At 72.2% G+C, this 15,177-nt stretch carries 14 protein-coding genes and 1 tRNA gene; 9 read left to right on the forward strand and 6 right to left on the reverse strand.

Annotated elements, in window-relative coordinates:
* Positions 1-36 precede the first annotated feature (36 nt).
* The 3 genes from IF06_RS0115420 to argS are packed head-to-tail and all read right to left on the reverse strand — an operon-like array spanning position 37 to position 4,395.
* Positions 37-1,341 (reverse strand): homoserine dehydrogenase, encoded by a 1,305-nt coding sequence (locus tag IF06_RS0115420; protein ID WP_013288280.1) that lies wholly within the window; start codon positions 1,339-1,341, stop codon positions 37-39.
* Complete coding sequence (gene lysA, locus IF06_RS0115425) at positions 1,338-2,723, reverse strand: diaminopimelate decarboxylase (protein ID WP_013288281.1); 1,386 nt, start codon at positions 2,721-2,723, stop codon at positions 1,338-1,340. The genes IF06_RS0115420 and lysA overlap by 4 nt, the downstream gene beginning before the upstream one ends.
* Positions 2,724-2,727: 4 nt before the next feature.
* Positions 2,728-4,395 (reverse strand): arginine--tRNA ligase, encoded by a 1,668-nt coding sequence (gene argS / locus IF06_RS0115430; RefSeq protein WP_013288282.1) that lies wholly within the window; start codon positions 4,393-4,395, stop codon positions 2,728-2,730.
* Between the two features lie 98 nt (positions 4,396-4,493).
* On the opposite strand from argS, the gene IF06_RS0115435 reads away from it, so the two are divergent.
* The 8 genes from IF06_RS0115435 to IF06_RS0115470 all read left to right on the forward strand — a co-directional run bounded on the left by IF06_RS0115435 (position 4,494) and on the right by IF06_RS0115470 (position 11,839).
* Positions 4,494-5,330 (forward strand): DUF3105 domain-containing protein, encoded by an 837-nt coding sequence (locus tag IF06_RS0115435; RefSeq protein ID WP_013288283.1) that lies wholly within the window; start codon positions 4,494-4,496, stop codon positions 5,328-5,330.
* A gap of 10 nt (positions 5,331-5,340) precedes the next feature.
* On the forward strand, positions 5,341-6,015 hold the full coding sequence (locus IF06_RS0115440; protein ID WP_030271799.1) for a DUF305 domain-containing protein: 675 nt from the start codon (positions 5,341-5,343) through the stop codon (positions 6,013-6,015).
* Positions 6,016-6,444: 429 nt separating this feature from the next.
* On the forward strand, positions 6,445-7,140 hold the full coding sequence (locus IF06_RS0115445; RefSeq protein WP_026267749.1) for a winged helix-turn-helix domain-containing protein: 696 nt from the start codon (positions 6,445-6,447) through the stop codon (positions 7,138-7,140).
* Positions 7,141-7,216: 76 nt separating this feature from the next.
* Positions 7,217-7,288: transfer RNA gene (locus IF06_RS0115450), tRNA-Arg, on the forward strand.
* Positions 7,289-7,454: 166 nt separating this feature from the next.
* Positions 7,455-7,850 (forward strand): GntR family transcriptional regulator, encoded by a 396-nt coding sequence (locus IF06_RS0115455; protein WP_013288286.1) that lies wholly within the window; start codon positions 7,455-7,457, stop codon positions 7,848-7,850.
* Positions 7,847-8,746 carry an ABC transporter ATP-binding protein gene (locus IF06_RS0115460; protein WP_013288287.1) on the forward strand — a complete coding sequence of 300 codons (900 nt, stop codon included), beginning with the start codon at positions 7,847-7,849 and terminating at the stop codon, positions 8,744-8,746. Before IF06_RS0115455 ends, IF06_RS0115460 begins: the two co-directional genes overlap by 4 nt.
* The gene (locus IF06_RS0115465) at positions 8,743-9,714 is read left to right on the forward strand and encodes an ABC transporter permease subunit (protein WP_030271802.1); all 972 of its coding nucleotides are present in this window, start codon (positions 8,743-8,745) and stop codon (positions 9,712-9,714) included. Before IF06_RS0115460 ends, IF06_RS0115465 begins: the two co-directional genes overlap by 4 nt.
* A gap of 115 nt (positions 9,715-9,829) precedes the next feature.
* On the forward strand, positions 9,830-11,839 hold the full coding sequence (locus IF06_RS0115470) for a helix-turn-helix domain-containing protein (protein ID WP_013288289.1): 2,010 nt from the start codon (positions 9,830-9,832) through the stop codon (positions 11,837-11,839).
* 61 nt (positions 11,840-11,900) lie between these two features.
* Here IF06_RS0115470 and IF06_RS0115475 read toward each other — a convergent pair whose 3' ends face one another.
* Positions 11,901-13,001, reverse strand: coding sequence for a cupin domain-containing protein (locus tag IF06_RS0115475; RefSeq protein WP_030271804.1), 1,101 nt, complete (start codon positions 12,999-13,001; stop codon positions 11,901-11,903).
* A gap of 37 nt (positions 13,002-13,038) precedes the next feature.
* Complete coding sequence (locus IF06_RS34355) at positions 13,039-13,479, reverse strand: hypothetical protein (RefSeq protein WP_232236692.1); 441 nt, start codon at positions 13,477-13,479, stop codon at positions 13,039-13,041.
* Here IF06_RS34355 and IF06_RS0115485 point away from each other — a divergent pair.
* Entirely contained in the window at positions 13,472-14,203 is a 732-nt protein-coding gene (locus IF06_RS0115485; RefSeq protein WP_030271806.1) for a DUF1275 family protein, read from the forward strand. The genes IF06_RS34355 and IF06_RS0115485 overlap by 8 nt on opposite strands.
* 12 nt (positions 14,204-14,215) lie before the next feature.
* On the opposite strand, the gene ligD is transcribed toward IF06_RS0115485, so the two are convergent.
* Positions 14,216-15,175 (reverse strand): non-homologous end-joining DNA ligase, encoded by a 960-nt coding sequence (gene ligD / locus IF06_RS0115490; protein ID WP_030271808.1) that lies wholly within the window; start codon positions 15,173-15,175, stop codon positions 14,216-14,218.
* Positions 15,176-15,177 lie beyond the last annotated feature (2 nt).

The raw sequence follows: 15,177 nt of genomic DNA on the forward strand, positions 1-15,177 counted from the left end.
CACACCCTGCTCTAACCATCAGGCGGGACGCGCGGGTTACGCGCCACCCTCCACCCGCAGCACACTCGTCACCGAACGGACGATGTCGAGTCCGCGCAGCTCACCGACGGTGGCCGCGAGCGCGGCATCCGGCGCGACGTGGGTGACGATGACCAGTTCGGCGTCCCCGCCTGCCGGACCCTGCCGGACGGTGGCGATGGACACCTCGTGCCGGGCGAAGACGCCTGCCACCCCGGCCAGCACGCCCGGCCGGTCGGCCACGTCGAGGCTGATGTGGTAGCGGGTGAGCGCCTCGCCCATCGGGCGCACCGGCAGGTCCGCGTACGCCGACTCGCTCGCCGCGTGCACCCCGGCGAGGCGGTTGCGGGCCACCGCCACCACGTCGCCGAGCACCGCGCTGGCGGTGGGCGCGCCACCGGCGCCCCGGCCGTAGAACATGAGCTGCCCGGCGGCGTCGGCCTCGACGAAGACCGCGTTGAACGCGTCACCGACGCTCGCGAGCGGATGCGTCAGCGGGATCATCGCCGGGTGCACCCGGACGTTGACGGTCTCCCGGCCCTCCGCGTCGACGCCCCGGGCCGCGATGCAGAGCAGTTTGATCGTGCAACCCATGGCCTTGGCGCTGGCCACGTCGGCGGCGGTCACCTCGGTGATGCCCTCGCGGTGCACGTCGGCGGCGGTCACCCGGGTGTGGAACGCCAGCGAGGCGAGGATGGCGGCCTTGGCGGCGGCGTCGAAGCCCTCCACGTCGGCCGTCGGGTCGGCCTCGGCGTACCCCAGCTCGGTGGCCTCCTCCAGCGCCTCGGCGAACCCGGCGCCGGTGGCGTCCATGGCGGAGAGGATGAAGTTCGTGGTGCCGTTCACGATGCCGGTGACCCGGGTGATCCGGTCGCCGTGCAGCGACTCGCGCAGCGGGCGCAGCAGCGGGATGGCCCCGGCGACGCTCGCCTCGTAGTAGAGGTCGGCGCCACCCTCGGCGGCGGCGTCGTGCAGCGCGGCGCCGTCCTCGGCGAGCAGCGCCTTGTTGGCGGTGACCACGCTCTTGCCGGCGCGCAGCGCCTCGACCAGCCAGCCGCGGGCCGGCTCGATGCCGCCGACCACCTCGACCACCACGTCCACGTCGTCGCGCTTGATCAGCCCGAGCGCGTCGGTGGTGAACAGCGCCGGGTCGACCGGCAGGTCGCCGCGGTCACGGCCGATTCGGCGTACGGCGATCCCGGCGATCTCCAGCGGGGCGCCGATCCGGGCGGCGAGGTCTTCCGACTGCTCGTGCAGCAGCCGGACCACGTCGCTGCCGACAGTGCCGCAGCCGAGCAGCGCCAAGCGAACCGGTGAGGTCATCCCACATCCAATGCCAGCAGGTCGTCTTCGGTCTCCCGGCGGACGATCAGCCGCGCCCGACCTTCGCGGACGGCGACGACCGGGGGCCGCGGGACATGGTTGTAGTTGCTCGCCATGCTCCGGCAGTAGGCCCCGGTGCCGGGCACCGCGACAAGATCTCCGGGCTGCACGTCAGCGGGCAGGAATTCATCCTTCACCACGATGTCCCCGGACTCACAATGCTTTCCCACCACGCGGGCGAGCATCGGCTGCGCGGTTGACGTGCGGTTCGCCAGCGTGGCCGAGTACGAGGCGTCGTAGAGCGCGGTACGGATGTTGTCACTCATCCCCCCGTCCACGCTCACGTAGGTCCGCAGGCCGTCCACATCTTTCACGGTCCCGGCCTGATAGAGCGTGAACACCGCCGGGCCGACGATCGCGCGGCCCGGCTCGACGGACAGATGCGGCACGGCCAGGTTCTCCGCCGCGCACTCCCCGTCCACGATCTTGCGCAGCCGCTTCGCCAGGTCGTGCGGCGACGCCGGGTCGTCCTGCGTGGTGTACGCGATGCCGAAGCCGCCGCCCAGGTCCAGCTCGGGCAGCTCCACGCCGCGGGCGTCGCGGATCTGCGACTGGAGGGCGAGCACCCGGCGGGCGGACACCTCGAAGCCGCTGGCGTCGAAGATCTGCGAGCCGATGTGCGAGTGCAGGCCGCGCAGCTCCAGCACGTCCTCGTCGAGGATCTTGAACGCGGCCGCCGCGGCGGCCCCGCCCGCGAGGGAGAAGCCGAACTTCTGGTCCTCGTGGGCGGTGGCGATGAACTCGTGGGTGTGCGCCTCCACCCCGACGGTGACCCGGACCAGCACCTTGGGGCGTACCCCGCGCTCGCGGGCCAGCTCGGAGAGCCGGTCGATCTCGGTGAACGAGTCGACGATGATCCGGCCCACCCCGGCGTCGACCGCCCGGGTCAGCTCCGCCACCGACTTGTTGTTGCCGTGGAAGCCGATCCGCTCGGGCGGCATCCCGGCCGACAGCGCGGTGGCCAGCTCGCCGCCGGTGCAGACGTCGAGGAACATGCCCTCCTCGGCGATCATCCGGACCACGGCGCGGCACAGGAACGCCTTGCCGGCGTAGTAGACGTCCGCGTCCGGGAAGGCCGCCCGGAACTCGCGGCAGCGCTCGCGCAGGTCGTCCTCGTCCAGCACGTACGCCGGGGTGCCGTACTCCGCGGCCAGGCCGCGGACGTCCAGGCCCGCGACTGTGAGCGCGCCGCCGGAGCCGCGCGCCACGTTGCGCGGCCACAGTTGCGGCACCAGGGCGTTGACGTCGACCGGGGTACGCAGCCAGGCAGGCCCCCGGGTACCGATCTCGCCGTGCAGTGCGCCTGCCTCGTGAGCCCGCATGTCGCTACATCCGCTCCGGCGCGGACACCCCGAGCAGGTGCAGGCCGTTGGCGATGACCACCCGGGTGGCGTCGTTGAGCCAGAGCCGCGCCCGGTGGGTGTCGGTGATCTCCTCGTCGCCCTGCGGGGCGATCCGGCAGTTGTCGTAGAACCGGTGGTACGCCTGCGCGACGCTCTCCTCCAGGTAGCGGGCCACCCGGTGCGGCTCGCGCAGCTCGGCGGCGGTGGCCACCACCGCGGGGAACTCCGCGAGCGCCTTGAGCAGCTCGTTCTCCTTGTCGTGGCCGAGCAGCTCCGGCTGGAACGCGGCGGCGTCACCCCGGGTCAGCCCGATCTCGGCCGCGTTGCGGGCCACCCCGGCGGTACGGGCCGCGACGTACTGCACGTAGTAGACCGGGTTGTCGTTCTTGGCCCGGGTCCACAGCTCCACGTCGATGTCGATGGGCGAGTCGGCCGAGTAGCGGGCCAGCGCGTACCGGGCCGCGTCCACACCGATCGCGTCGACCAGGTCCTCCAGCGTGACCACGGTGCCGGCCCGCTTGCTCATCCGCACCGGGGCGCCGTCGCGGACCAGGTTGACCAGCTGGCCGATGAGGATCTCCAGGTTGCGCGCCGGGTCGTCGCCGAAGCACGCGGACATCGCCTTCATCCGGCCGATGTAGCCGTGGTGGTCGGCGCCCAGCATGATCACGACCCGGTCGAAGCCGCGCTCCCGCTTGTTCAGGTAGTAGGCGCAGTCGGCGGCGAAGTACGTCCACTCGCCGTTGGACTTGCGCAGCACCCGGTCCTTGTCGTCGCCGAACTCGGTGGTGCGCAGCCAGGTCGCGCCCTCGGACTCGAAGACGTGCCCCTGCTCCCGCAGCCGGTCCAGCGCCGCGTCCAGCGCACCCCCGTCGTGCAGGTCCTTCTCGTTGAAGTAGGTGTCGAACTCCACACCGAAGTCGCGCAGCGAGGACTTGATCTCGGCGAACATCAACTGGACGCCCTCGTTCCGGAACACCTCCTGGGCGGCGTCCTCGGGGAGGTCGAGCACGTCCGGCCGCAGCCGGACCACCTCGGCGGCGATCTCCGCGATGTACGCGCCGCCGTAGCCGTCCTCCGGCGCGGGCTCACCCTTGGCGGCGGCCAGCAGCGAGCGGGCGAACCGGTCGATCTGCGAGCCGGCGTCGTTGAAGTAGTACTCCGTGCCCACGTCGGCGCCGGTGGCGCGGAGCAGGCGGCTGAGCGCGTCGCCGACGGCCGCCCAGCGGACCCCGCCGATGTGCACCGGGCCGGTCGGGTTCGCCGAGACGAACTCCAGGTTGATCCGCTGGCCGGCGAGCGTGTCGCTGCGCCCGTACGCCGGACCGGCCTCAACGATGACCTTGGCGAGCTGACCGGCGGCGGCCGCGTCGAGGCGGACGTTCAGGAAGCCGGGCCCGGCGATCTCCACCGACTTGATCCCCGGCGCCTTGGCCAGTTCGTCGGCCAGCGCGGTCGCCAGCTCCCGCGGGGGTACGCCCACCTTCTTGCTGAGCTGGAGCGCCAGCGTCGAGGCGTAGTCACCGTGATCGGGATTACGGGGTCGCTCGACGGTGGTCTGCGCGGGCAGCGCGGCGCGGTCCAGTCCCCGCTCGTCGAAGACGGCGTGGGCTGCGGCGAGGACGACCTCGGCGAGTTCTGCGGGAGTCACCGAACCATGTTATCGGGGGTAGACTCGGGCACCGCGGAGGCGACCCAGCATGTGAACCGGCCCCGCGCTCCCCTGACCGACCGACCTGACGAGGCACGATGAGCATCAGCACCCCGGGCGGCCCGGAGCGCCGTCCCACCGTGGTCAGCACCGGCAAGAAGCCGGCCGCCGGCCGGCCCGCGGCTGCCGACAAGCCCGCCGCGAAGGCCGGCTCGGGCAAGGCCGGGGGCGGCAAGGGCACGCCACGGCAGGGCGCCGGGGGCAAGGGCCGCAAGCCGGTCACCCCGGTGAAGGTGAGCCAGGGCCGCTCCTGGGGCCCGATCGCCCTCTTCGTCGCGGTCGGCGTACTGGCCGTGGGCATCATCGGCGTCGGCGCCTGGGCGGTCTACCAGGGCGGCCAGCCGTGGCAGAAGCGCGCCGAGGCGATCGACGGCATCGTCGACTACCGCGCGAAGGACAAGGACCTGGTCAAGGGCGGCAACCACCAGCCCGGCGCGATCAAGTACGACATCACCCCGCCGGTCGGCGGCCCGCACAACCAGGCGTGGCAGAACTGCATGGGTGACGTCTACGACGCCCCGATCGCCAACGAGCACGCGGTGCACAGCCTGGAGCACGGCACGGTCTGGATCACCTACCGCCCGGACCTGCCCGCCGACCAGGTGGAGAAGCTCCGCAGCAAGGTGCAGGGCAAGGAGAAGCTGATGCTCAGCCCGTTCGAGGGGCTGGACAAGCCGATCTCGCTCCAGGCCTGGGGCTACCAGCTCAAGGTCGACAACGCCGACGACGGCCGGATCGACGACTTCATCAAGACCCTGCGGGTGAACGCCTCCATCGAGGGCCCGAACGCGCTCTGCGACCAGGGCGTCACCGCCACCGGCACCACCCCGCGCGACAACCTCCAGAACACCATGCCCCAGCAGCCCACCCAGTAAGGACGCCGCGATGACCGCTCCGGTGACCACCGACAGCGAGACCGACGAGGCTCCGGCCGCCGACCAGGGCGGCCGGGGCGCGGTGCGCCGTTACGGCCTGCTGGCCGTGGCCGCCGCCCTCGTGGTCGGGCTGGTCCTCGGGTACGCGGGCGGCCTGCTCACCCCGACGCTCACCCGTCCGGGTGAGAACTCGGCGGAGGCCGGGTTCGCCCGGGACATGACCGCCCACCACAACCAGGCCGTCGCGATGGGTCTGCTGGCGTTCGGCCAGGGCCAGGACCCGGAGGTACGCCAGGTCGGCGTGGACATCGCCACCGGCCAGCAGGGCGAGATCGGCACCATGCAGACCTGGCTGCGCTCCTGGAAGCTGGACCCGACCGGTGACCAGGCCCCGATGGCGTGGATGAAGGACGGCGGCGGGTTGGTCAAGAACGGCCTGATGCCGGGCATGGCGACGCCGGAGGAGATGGCGAAGCTGCGCGCGGCGAGCGGCCGCGAGTTCGACGTGCTCTTCCTCCAGATGATGATCCGCCACCACATCGGTGGGGTGCACATGATCGACGGCATCCTCGACGAGGGGCACGACGACGACGTGCTGGCGGTCGCCCAGACGATGAAGAACACCCAGCAGAACGACCTGACCAACCTGGGCGCGGCGCTGAAGCGCCTGGGCGGCACCCCGTAACACCCGCCCCACCCGATCCACCGAGGCCCGGTCTCCCTCCCAGGGGCACCGGGCCTCACCGTCTCCGCGCTCCCTCGCCCCCGCCCCCGCCCCGTGTCGCCCCCGTGTCGCCCCGCCCCACCCCGCCCCGCCCCGGCGATCTTGCAGTTGCTGCCCCGGTGATGCCGGATTCACCCCGTTATCGGAGGGCGGCAAGTGCAAGATCGCGGGGACGGGGGGCGGCGGGGGTCGCGCCAGGAGATCTTGGTACGGAAGGGCCCCCAGGAGGGCCGCTTCGTACCAAGATCTCGAACTTGAGAGCCTCAGGCTGCCCGGAATGTTCTGTATGGGTGTTTGTAACGGTTTGGGGTTAACGGGTCATTGTGGAGGTTGGAGAGTTTTCTACCCACATATCGTGACCAGTTGCGATTCGGGCTCGTTGCCCAAGACGTGGGGGTTGCACTCAGAGACGCAGGGCGGTCGGTGACCAGCTGGTGCCGACGCCACACCATCGGCGGTGACGGAGCGGTGGCAGCCGTCCGTCGCGGACTGCGGCAGGGCGAGCCGGGAACGCTCAGCCGCGAACAGGAACTCGAACTCATCGACGTGCTCCGGGGGGTCCACCCCGACGAGTTCGGCCTCGACGAGGAGCTCTGGACACGACAGAGCCTGACCGCCCTCATCGAGCGCCGGTTCGGGCTGGCGATGGACGCCGGCACCGTCGGGGCGTACCTCCGGGCCTGGGGTCTGGGGCCGCGCGAGCCGCGCGAGCGGGCCTGCGGCCTGTGCGTCGGCGCGGTCGAGCGCTGGGTACGCAGCGAGTACCCGGCGATCACGCGGGCGGCCCAGGAGCACGCCGCGGAGGTCTACTGGATCGGCCGGGTACGCCTGCGCGGCACCATGCCCGCCGCCGATGTGGTGTCGGCGGTCTCCTCGCGGGGACGGGTGCGGTTCATGGTCACGACGCCGTCGGTGGATCCGCCACTGCCCCGGGACTTCGTGCTGCGGCTCAGCGGCGCCGAGGAACGCACCGTGCACCTGATCGTGGACGGCTCGTGGCCGCGCAACGAGTGGCCCCGCCGGCTGCCCCGCCGGGTCGTGCTGCACCCGCTGCCGAGCTGCGGTCGCGCCGTCGCCGCCGCCTGATCCGACGAAGATCGACTCGCGGGGGTACCGATTCGGTGATCCGGGAGGGGGTTTGCTACTCTTCTCGGGTCGCTGAGCCCCCGTAGCTCAGGGGATAGAGCACCGCCCTCCGGAGGCGGGAGCGCAGGTTCGAATCCTGCCGGGGGCACACTTGCTAAGAAATCGCACCAAGAGACCTTCACGAGCCCGACAGCCGCCCTGGCTGCCGGGCTCGTTCCGTTTCCGGGCGATCCCTCGGCAGGCCGGGCGCGCCGGCTCCCTTGACCACCGATCCACTGCTTTACTACGTTACTAGTAAAGCAGTGAGGAGCACCGTGTTCGTCTTCCGGCTCGACACCCACTCCGGCGTGCCGCCGTACCTGCAACTCGTCCAGCAGGTCCGGCAGGCGGTGCTGCTGGGCTTCCTCCAACCCGGTGACCGCCTCCCGCTCATCCGCGAGGTGGTCGAGGACCTGGCGATCAATCCGAACACCGTCGCCAAGGCGTACCGGCAGATGGAGCAGGAGAACCTGGTCACCGGCCGGCCCGGCCAGGGCACGTTCGTCAACGCACAGCAGTCGGCCGTGATGTCGGCGTCGACGTACACGTCGCTGCGCCGCGGCCTGGAGACCTGGTTGCGCCGCGCCTACGCGGCCGGCCTCGACGAACAGGCGGTCGACGCGCTCTTCACCTCCGTCCACCAGCAGACGAGGAACGAGGACGTGGCGTGACAGCGACCGGGTTCGCGCTGCGCACCGACGGTGTGGGCAAGCGGTACCGGAAGGGCTGGGCGCTGCGTGACTGCACCCTGGCGCTGCCGGCGGGCGGCGTGATCGCCCTGGTCGGGCCGAACGGCGCGGGCAAGACCACGCTGCTGCGCCTGGTCGTCGGGTTGCTGGCACCGAGCACCGGCACGGTGGAGGTCCTCGGCCGGGACGTCACTGCGAGCACCCCGCAGACGCTGTCCCGGATCGGGTTCCTGGCCCAGGACCACCCGCTGTACAAGCGCTTCACAGTCGCCGAGATGCTCCGCTTCGGCCGGGCCTGCAACCTCCGCTTCGACCAGGGGTTGGCCGAGCGCCGGCTGGCGAAGCTGGGCATACCCCTCGACCGCAGGGCCGGCACGCTCTCCGGCGGGCAGCAGGCCCAGGTCGCGTTGGCCCTGGCGCTGGCGAAGCGGCCGGACCTGCTCGTCCTCGACGAGCCGGTGGCCAGCCTCGACCCGCTGGCCCGGCACGAGTTCCTCCAGGTCCTCATGGGCGCGGTGGCCGAGGGCGGGGTGACCGTCCTGTTCTCCTCCCACGTCGTGCACGAACTGGAGCGCGTCTGCGACCACCTGGTCGTGCTCAACCAGGGCCGGGTCACGCTCACCGGTGACATCGACACCCTCCTCGCCGAGCACCGGCTGCTCGTCGGCCCGCGCACGGCCGACGACCTCGACCGGGCCGGCACCGTCGTGGAGGCCGTCCACAGCGACAGGCACACGACCCTGCTGGTACGTGACGGCGGGCTCCCGGCCGCGCCCGGATGGCAGGCCCAGCCGGTCGCGCTGGAGGATCTGGTGCTGGCGTACCTGCGCCGGCCGTCCGAGCCGGGCGCCGCGGTCACCTCGGGGGTGCCGGCGTGACGTGGTTGATCTGGCGCCAGCACCGGACCGAGGTCTGCGTCCTGGGTCTGCTCGTCGGCGTGTTCGGCGTCGCCCTGCTCGTTCTCGGGACGCAGGCCCACGACCTGTTCCCCGGCGGTCCCGCCCGGTGCGCGGGACAGGCCGGCGTCGACACGGCCTGCACGGCCTCCTTCCGCCGGCTCGACGAGGAGTACGGGTACGTCGAGAACCTCCTGGCGGCCTTCTACCTGGTCCCCGTCGTCATCGGCGCGTTCCTCGGCGCACCGCTGCTGGCGCGCGAACTGGAGGACGGCACCTGGCAGCTCGCCTGGACGCAGGCCGTGCCGCGGATGCGCTGGCTGGCGGCAAAGCTCGCGGCACTGGCCGGCGTCACCGTCGCGCTCACCGGGGTGTTCACAGCGGTGCTCACCTGGTTCCGTCAGCCGTTCGACGCGTGGGAGGGGCGGTTCCAGTACGACGCATTCGACCTGGAGGGACTCGTCCCGGTGGCGTACGCGCTGTTCGCGTTCGGTGTCGCCACCGCCGCGGGGGCGATCCTGCGGCGCAGCCTGCCCGCGTTCGGCGTCGCGTTCGGGGCGTTCCTCGCCGCCCGGATGTCGGTGGGGCTGTTGGCCCGTCCCGCGTACGCCACGCCGCTCACGACCATGGAGCCGGTGCCCGTGGGCGACTCGCAGGACCGGGCGGGGCACCTGCCGGGCGTCGCCGACTGGGTGATCGAGCGCGGCTACGCCGACGCCACCGGGCGGCGGCTGAGCGGAGTCGAGTACGCCGAGCTGGCGGACGCCGCCGACCGGGCCGGCACCAACCTCAACCAGTTCCTGCACGCGCGCGGCGTCCAGCAGTTCGGGGTCTACCACCCGGCGAACCGGTTCTGGACGTTCCAGCTCATCGAGGCGGCAGTGTTCGTCACCGTCGCGGCGATCCTGGTCGGTGTGGTGGTGTGGCGGGTCCGGCGCCGCGTCATCTAGCGGCCGGCACCGGAGATCCGGAGCCGCCCTCACCTTTGTCCCCCGATTCGGGGATGAGCAGGTCGTGAGCTGGCTAACCTCGCGGTGAACGGGTCGAAACCCAGCACCTGCGAAGGTGAGCCAGTTGCCCGAGACGCCGTTGACCAACCGTCCCAAGATGCACACCGGCGTACCCTCGTCGCTCACCACCGCGCAGCGGTGGGTCCTGCGCGGTGTCGCCGTCGCGGACGCGCCCTGCGGCCTATGGTTCCTCGAAGCGGTGGCCGTTCGCACCGGCACCACGCCGGACGAGCCGGTCGACGCGACGGTGGAGGAGCTGATCGCGCGCGGGTTCCTCGTCGACACCGCGGCCGGGCTGCGACTGGCCTCGATCGCGCTGCGCGACGACGTCCTGCGGGACACGCCGGCCTCGGTGCGCCAGGCGCTGCGCGAGGCGGCCGCCGAGGTGCTCGCCGACGCCGGACGCCCGGCCCAGGCCGCCCGGCAGCTCCTGCGGGTCCTGCCGGCGGTGAGCCGGTCCGCCCGGGCGCTCGCCACGCGGCTGGCGGCCGACCCGGCGGTCGGACCCAGCCTCGCCGCGGACCTGCTGCTGGCCGCCCCGGCACCGGGCCCGGCCGACGAGCGCCTGGCCTGGCTGGTCGACGTCGCCGACAACCTCTACCTGGCCGGCCGGGTGGACGAGACGCTGCGCATGCTGCACCGGGAGGTCGCCGCCGACAGGTACGGGCCACGGCAGCGGGCGATGCTGCTCGGGCGGCTCGGGGCCTACTACGCGACACAGCGCCCCTCGCTGTCCCTGACGTACCTCGGGCGGGCGCTGAACCAGGAGCTGGACGCCGCCGGGCGGAGCTGGACGCTCACCATGCTGGCGTCGCTGGCGGCCCGGTTCGGGCATCCCGACGCCGCCGAGCTGGTGGCGGCGGCGGAGCGGGCGCACGAGCGCAGCCCCTCCCCCGGCGGCGGCATCCGGCTGGCCCTGGCGAACGCGTCCCGGGCCACCGCCACCGGCGACCTGCCCCGCGCCGCGCGGATCCTGCGGGAGGTGGACGCGGGCGAGCCGGCTGCCCGTACCCAGGCGATCTTCCTGCGCGTCGACCGGGTGGCGAACCAGATCGCGCTCGGCCGGTACGTCGACGCGGCGACCGCGCTCGACGGCGTCGCCGGGGAGATCGACACGCTGGGCGCGGTGGCGCAGCCGCTGGTGACCGCGCTGGACTGCGTCCTGCGGCTGAGCACCGGCGAGCTGGCCGAGGCCGAGGCGCGGGCCCGCCTCGCGTTGTCCGAACGCGGTGTCGCCCTGCCGGCGCAGGCCCGGGTGGACCTGCTCGCCACGGTCGTGGAGGTGCTGCTGCGCCGGGGTGAGGTGGCCGCGGCCCGGAAGCTGCTGGCGGACGAACGCCCCACGGTGGGCTGGCCCGACGACATGCAGTGGTTCCGTCTGGGCTGCGCCGCCGCGGGCGACCCGGAACCGGGCCGGCACGCCGCGCTCCTGGGGGCCGCGTTCGCCATGCCGGACCGCTCGATGGCTCCCCTGCTGCTGGTGCCGCACCACGGCCCGCGGCTGGTCCGCGCAGCGCTGGCGCTGGGTGACCGGCAGCGGGCCGAGATCCTCGCCGACCACCTGAAGCGGGCCGCCGGGATGGCGAACAACGCGCTCTGGCGCGGGGTGGCGCACCAGGTCGACGGGCTGCTGACCGATGATCCGCCGGCGCTGCGCGCGGCGGTACGGCTGCTCCGCACCACCTCCGCCCGGCCGGCCCTGGCCGACGCGCTGCACGACCTGGCGCGGTCGCCCGGGCTGCCGCCGGCGGAGGCGCCCGGCCTGCTCGCCGAGTGCGCCGCGATGTACACCCGGATGGGTGCCGGCGTCGCCGGGGACGGGACGCCGGAGCCCGACGGCACGACGGGAGACGACGCCAGCCGCCGGGCCGTGGCCGCGCTGACCCCCGCCGAGGTACGGGTGGCCGAACTGCTCGCGGTCGGCATGACGAAGCAGGAGGCGGCCCGGGACCTGTTCGTCTCGTTCCACACCGTCGACACCCACCTGCGTTCGATCTACGCGAAGCTCGGCGTCCACAACCGGGTGGAGCTGGCGCTGGTCTGGGAGTCGCGGGACGAAGGTTGAGGAATGCGGCGCGGAGCGCGGACACCACAGGGTCGCGGCGTCCGCGCTCAGCACCGCGTTCTCAGTGCCGTTGCAGCGGGCTCTTCGTCTTCGGAAGGGCCTCGATCAGCTCGCGTGGCACGTTGATCGTGTCCGCGACCACCTCCGGCGGGACGTTGGCCAGCCACTGGGCGAGCGACACGTCCTCGAACTTCGCGGTCCGGAACAGCTCCAGGTAGACGAAGGGCTTGTCGCCGATGTTCTCGATATAGTGGCCCATGGAGATCGGCACGTAGCCGACGTCCCCGGTCTCCATGTTGTAGGTGCGGGCCGTGGCGTGGTTGGCGAAGACGCCCATCCGCCCCTTGCCCGAGATGACGTACTGCATCTCCGCGCCGTTGGGATGCCAGTGCAGTTCCCGCATCGCGCCGGGCTCGATCTCCACCAGCGCGGCGGTGGTGGTGACCGCCGCGGCGAAGTTGCTCGAGTCGGCGATCCGTACGCTGCCGCCCTCGAACTTCTCCGGCGTCTGGGCGAGCAGGCTGTGCTTGAACGTGCGGGGCACGTCGCCGGTCGGACTGAAGACCCGGTCCTCGGCCAGCGGTGGCGGCACCTGCCCCGGGAAGATGTACCGTTCGGACTCCGGCGGGAAGTTGGCCATCTGCTGCATCGTCCAGCCGAAGTTCTTGGCGATGACCTCCTTCGGCACGTGCGAGAAGAAGTCCGTGAGCTGGAACGTGGCGTCCTCGGAGTAGCAGCCGTCGTCGAAGACGAGCAGGAACTCCACGCCCTCGTCGTGCGCCTGGATGTGGTGCGGGATGCCGGCCGGGAAGTACCAGAGGTCGCCGGCCTTGACGTCCTCCAGGAAGTTGCGGCCCTCCTGGTCCACGGCGGCGATCCGGCAGCTGCCGGTGAGGACGAAGGCCCACTCGGACTGGATGTGCCAGTGCAGTTCCCGGTACGCCCCGGGGTTGAGCTTCATGTTCACGATCGCCAGGTCGTGGGCGATCGGCAGGAGTCGGTTGGTGACCTCCCGGGTCCAGCCGCCGCTCTCCTGCCGGGTGTGCGCCAGCGAGAACGGGAACACCAGGTTCGGCATGAGCCCGTTGTCTGTCGACGGCGGATGCACCAGGTCGGGGTGTGACTGGTCGATCGCCGGATTCCGCGGGACCGTGCCGACCATCTGGTGGTCCTTGGGCGATGATCCCATTCCGGCACGGTCATTGGATCGGGGCATGACGGATTTCCTTCCGGGTGTGGACCGCCGATTCGGCGGCCCGGGACGGGACGAACAACGCCCGCAGGTGTTCCGGGCTCTGAAAGGCCACCGCGAGCGGAATCGCGACACAGAGGAACAGCGACGCCGCAATGCTCCAGACCGGAGCATCCGTGGCGACTCCGGCGACGGCCAGCGCCGCGATCGAATAGAACGTGACGCGGATTCTGGCGACGGGGAGCACGAACATGCGCTCGGCCTCCTTCGGCTTCGAGTCTCGCCGTCGAGACACAATTGCGATGCTGCCGAACCGGATGCCATTGGTGAATAACGCGATCGCGCCATTCACCGGAAACGACAGGAAACACTTTTCCCGGCACTTCTGCGCATCGCGCGCCGCAGCGGTTTCACGGGCGGAACGAGGGGTAGGGAGGGCGATGTCCAACAACGCGGAGGATCGCTGGCGGGTGGGGGAATACGACTTCCACATACCGTTTCTGGCACTTGCGCTCTCCACCGGCCTCGCCGGTGTGGTAGACGCCTTCTCGTTCCTCAAGTACAAGGTGTTCGTGGGTATTCAGACCGGCAACGTGGCGTTCGTCGGAATGGGTGCCGCCGATCACCTGCCGGCGTGGCCGTCCGCGCTGGCGTCACTTGTCGCGTTCGGCCTGGGCGGCCTGCTCGGCGCCGGGATCCGCCGCGTGCGCCCGGCCGGACCGCTCACCCCGCCGGGCATGGAACTGCTCGCCATGCTGGCGCTGCTCGTGCTCTGGGGGCTGGTGGACCGGTCCCTCGACTCGGGGCGCGACTCGCTGACCGAGCGCACGATCCTGACCGCGCTGCTGGCGTTCCCGGTCGGCATCCTCGGCGGGCTCGTCGTCCGCACGTTCGGCGTGCAGACCGCCACGTCGTACCAGACCGGCACAGTGCTGCGCACCACGAAGGGCATCGCCGACTGGGTGTTCGAGCCGGAGGGCCGCAGCGCGGCCGGGCGGCTCGCCGCGACCGGCCTGCTCTGCCTGGTCAGCTACGCGATCGGCGGGTTCGTCGGCGCGGCCACCGAGACCCGCCCGATCTGGACGATGATCGTCACCTGGGTGCTGGCAGTGGTGCTCATCGCGTTCACCTGGGGCAAGCGGCCACCGGCGACGGCGACCCGGCGCCGCTGACGCGGACCGGCGTCACCCGGCCTCGCGGCGGGCCTTGGCGCGGCGCTTGCCCTCGTGCATCGCCTGCACCCGGGCAACCGGGATGGTCCGCCCCTGCTCGACCAGGTCCGCCGGCAGGCGCTGCGGCGCGGGCAGCGCCTCAGCCCAGGGATCCCGGTCCCCCAGCAGGCCCGGCACGGTCCGCACGGTGAAGTCGGCCGGGGTCGCGCTCTCCAGATCGGTCCAGCCCACCGGGTACGACACCGGGGCGCCGGGCCGGATCCGGGGGCTGTAGGCGGCCACCACAGTCGCGCCGTACGCCCGGGTGGAGTCGACGAAGACGCGGCCGCCGCGGTCGGCGACGATGAACGCGGTGGTCGCGGCCGCCGGGTCGAGCCGTTCGGTACGGACGGCGAGAGCGCGGGTCGCGGCGGCGGCCTCCTCCGCCGTGGTGGCCGGGTCCACCGGCACGACCACGTGCAGCCCCTTGGCGCCGCTCGTCTTCACCGCGCCGGCGAGCCCGGCGTCGGCGAGCGCCTGCCGGACCAGCAGGGCGACCCGCACCACGGCGCCGAACGCGTCCCCCTCCGGCGGGTCCAGGTCGAGCACCAGGTGGGACGGGTGCTCGGGCGCACCGGCGCGGGCCAGCGTCGGGTGGTACTCCACCGCCCGCTGGTTGGCGAACCAGAGCAGCGTCCGCCGGTCGTCGCAGAGCGCGTACGAGATCCGCCGGTGCGACGCCTCCGCCCACACCTCGGTGCGGCGCACCCAGCCGGGCGTGTACTTCGGCAGGTTCTTCTGCATGAACGGCTCCTGGCCGGGCCGCACCCGCAGCACCGACAGCGGCCGGTCCCGCAGTTCCGGCAGGATCCGGTCGGCCATCGCGTCGAGGTAGTCGACCAGGTCGCGTTTGGTCGCCCCGGCGCCGTCGAAGAGCGGCTGGTCGAGGTTGGTCAGCGACACTCCGGCCCGGGTCTCGTCGGCGGCGCCCATCG

Origin of the sequence: Micromonospora globosa (assembly GCF_000717585.1) — a bacterium.
Lineage (GTDB): Bacteria > Actinomycetota > Actinomycetes > Mycobacteriales > Micromonosporaceae > Micromonospora > Micromonospora aurantiaca.

Excerpts from the sequence above, each read along its gene's own strand:
- IF06_RS0115420 (WP_013288280.1), bottom strand. The coding sequence starts at position 1,341 with ATGACCTCACCGGTTCGCTTGGCGCTGCTCGGCTGCGGCACTGTCGGC.
- lysA (WP_013288281.1), bottom strand. The coding sequence starts at position 2,723 with ATGCGGGCTCACGAGGCAGGCGCACTGCACGGCGAGATCGGTACCCGG.
- IF06_RS0115435 (WP_013288283.1), top strand. The coding sequence starts at position 4,494 with ATGAGCATCAGCACCCCGGGCGGCCCGGAGCGCCGTCCCACCGTGGTC.
- IF06_RS0115440 (WP_030271799.1), top strand. The coding sequence starts at position 5,341 with ATGACCGCTCCGGTGACCACCGACAGCGAGACCGACGAGGCTCCGGCC.
- IF06_RS0115475 (WP_030271804.1), bottom strand. The coding sequence starts at position 13,001 with ATGGTCGGCACGGTCCCGCGGAATCCGGCGATCGACCAGTCACACCCC.
- IF06_RS0115485 (WP_030271806.1), top strand. The coding sequence starts at position 13,472 with ATGTCCAACAACGCGGAGGATCGCTGGCGGGTGGGGGAATACGACTTC.
- ligD (WP_030271808.1), bottom strand. The coding sequence starts at position 15,175 with ATGGGCGCCGCCGACGAGACCCGGGCCGGAGTGTCGCTGACCAACCTC.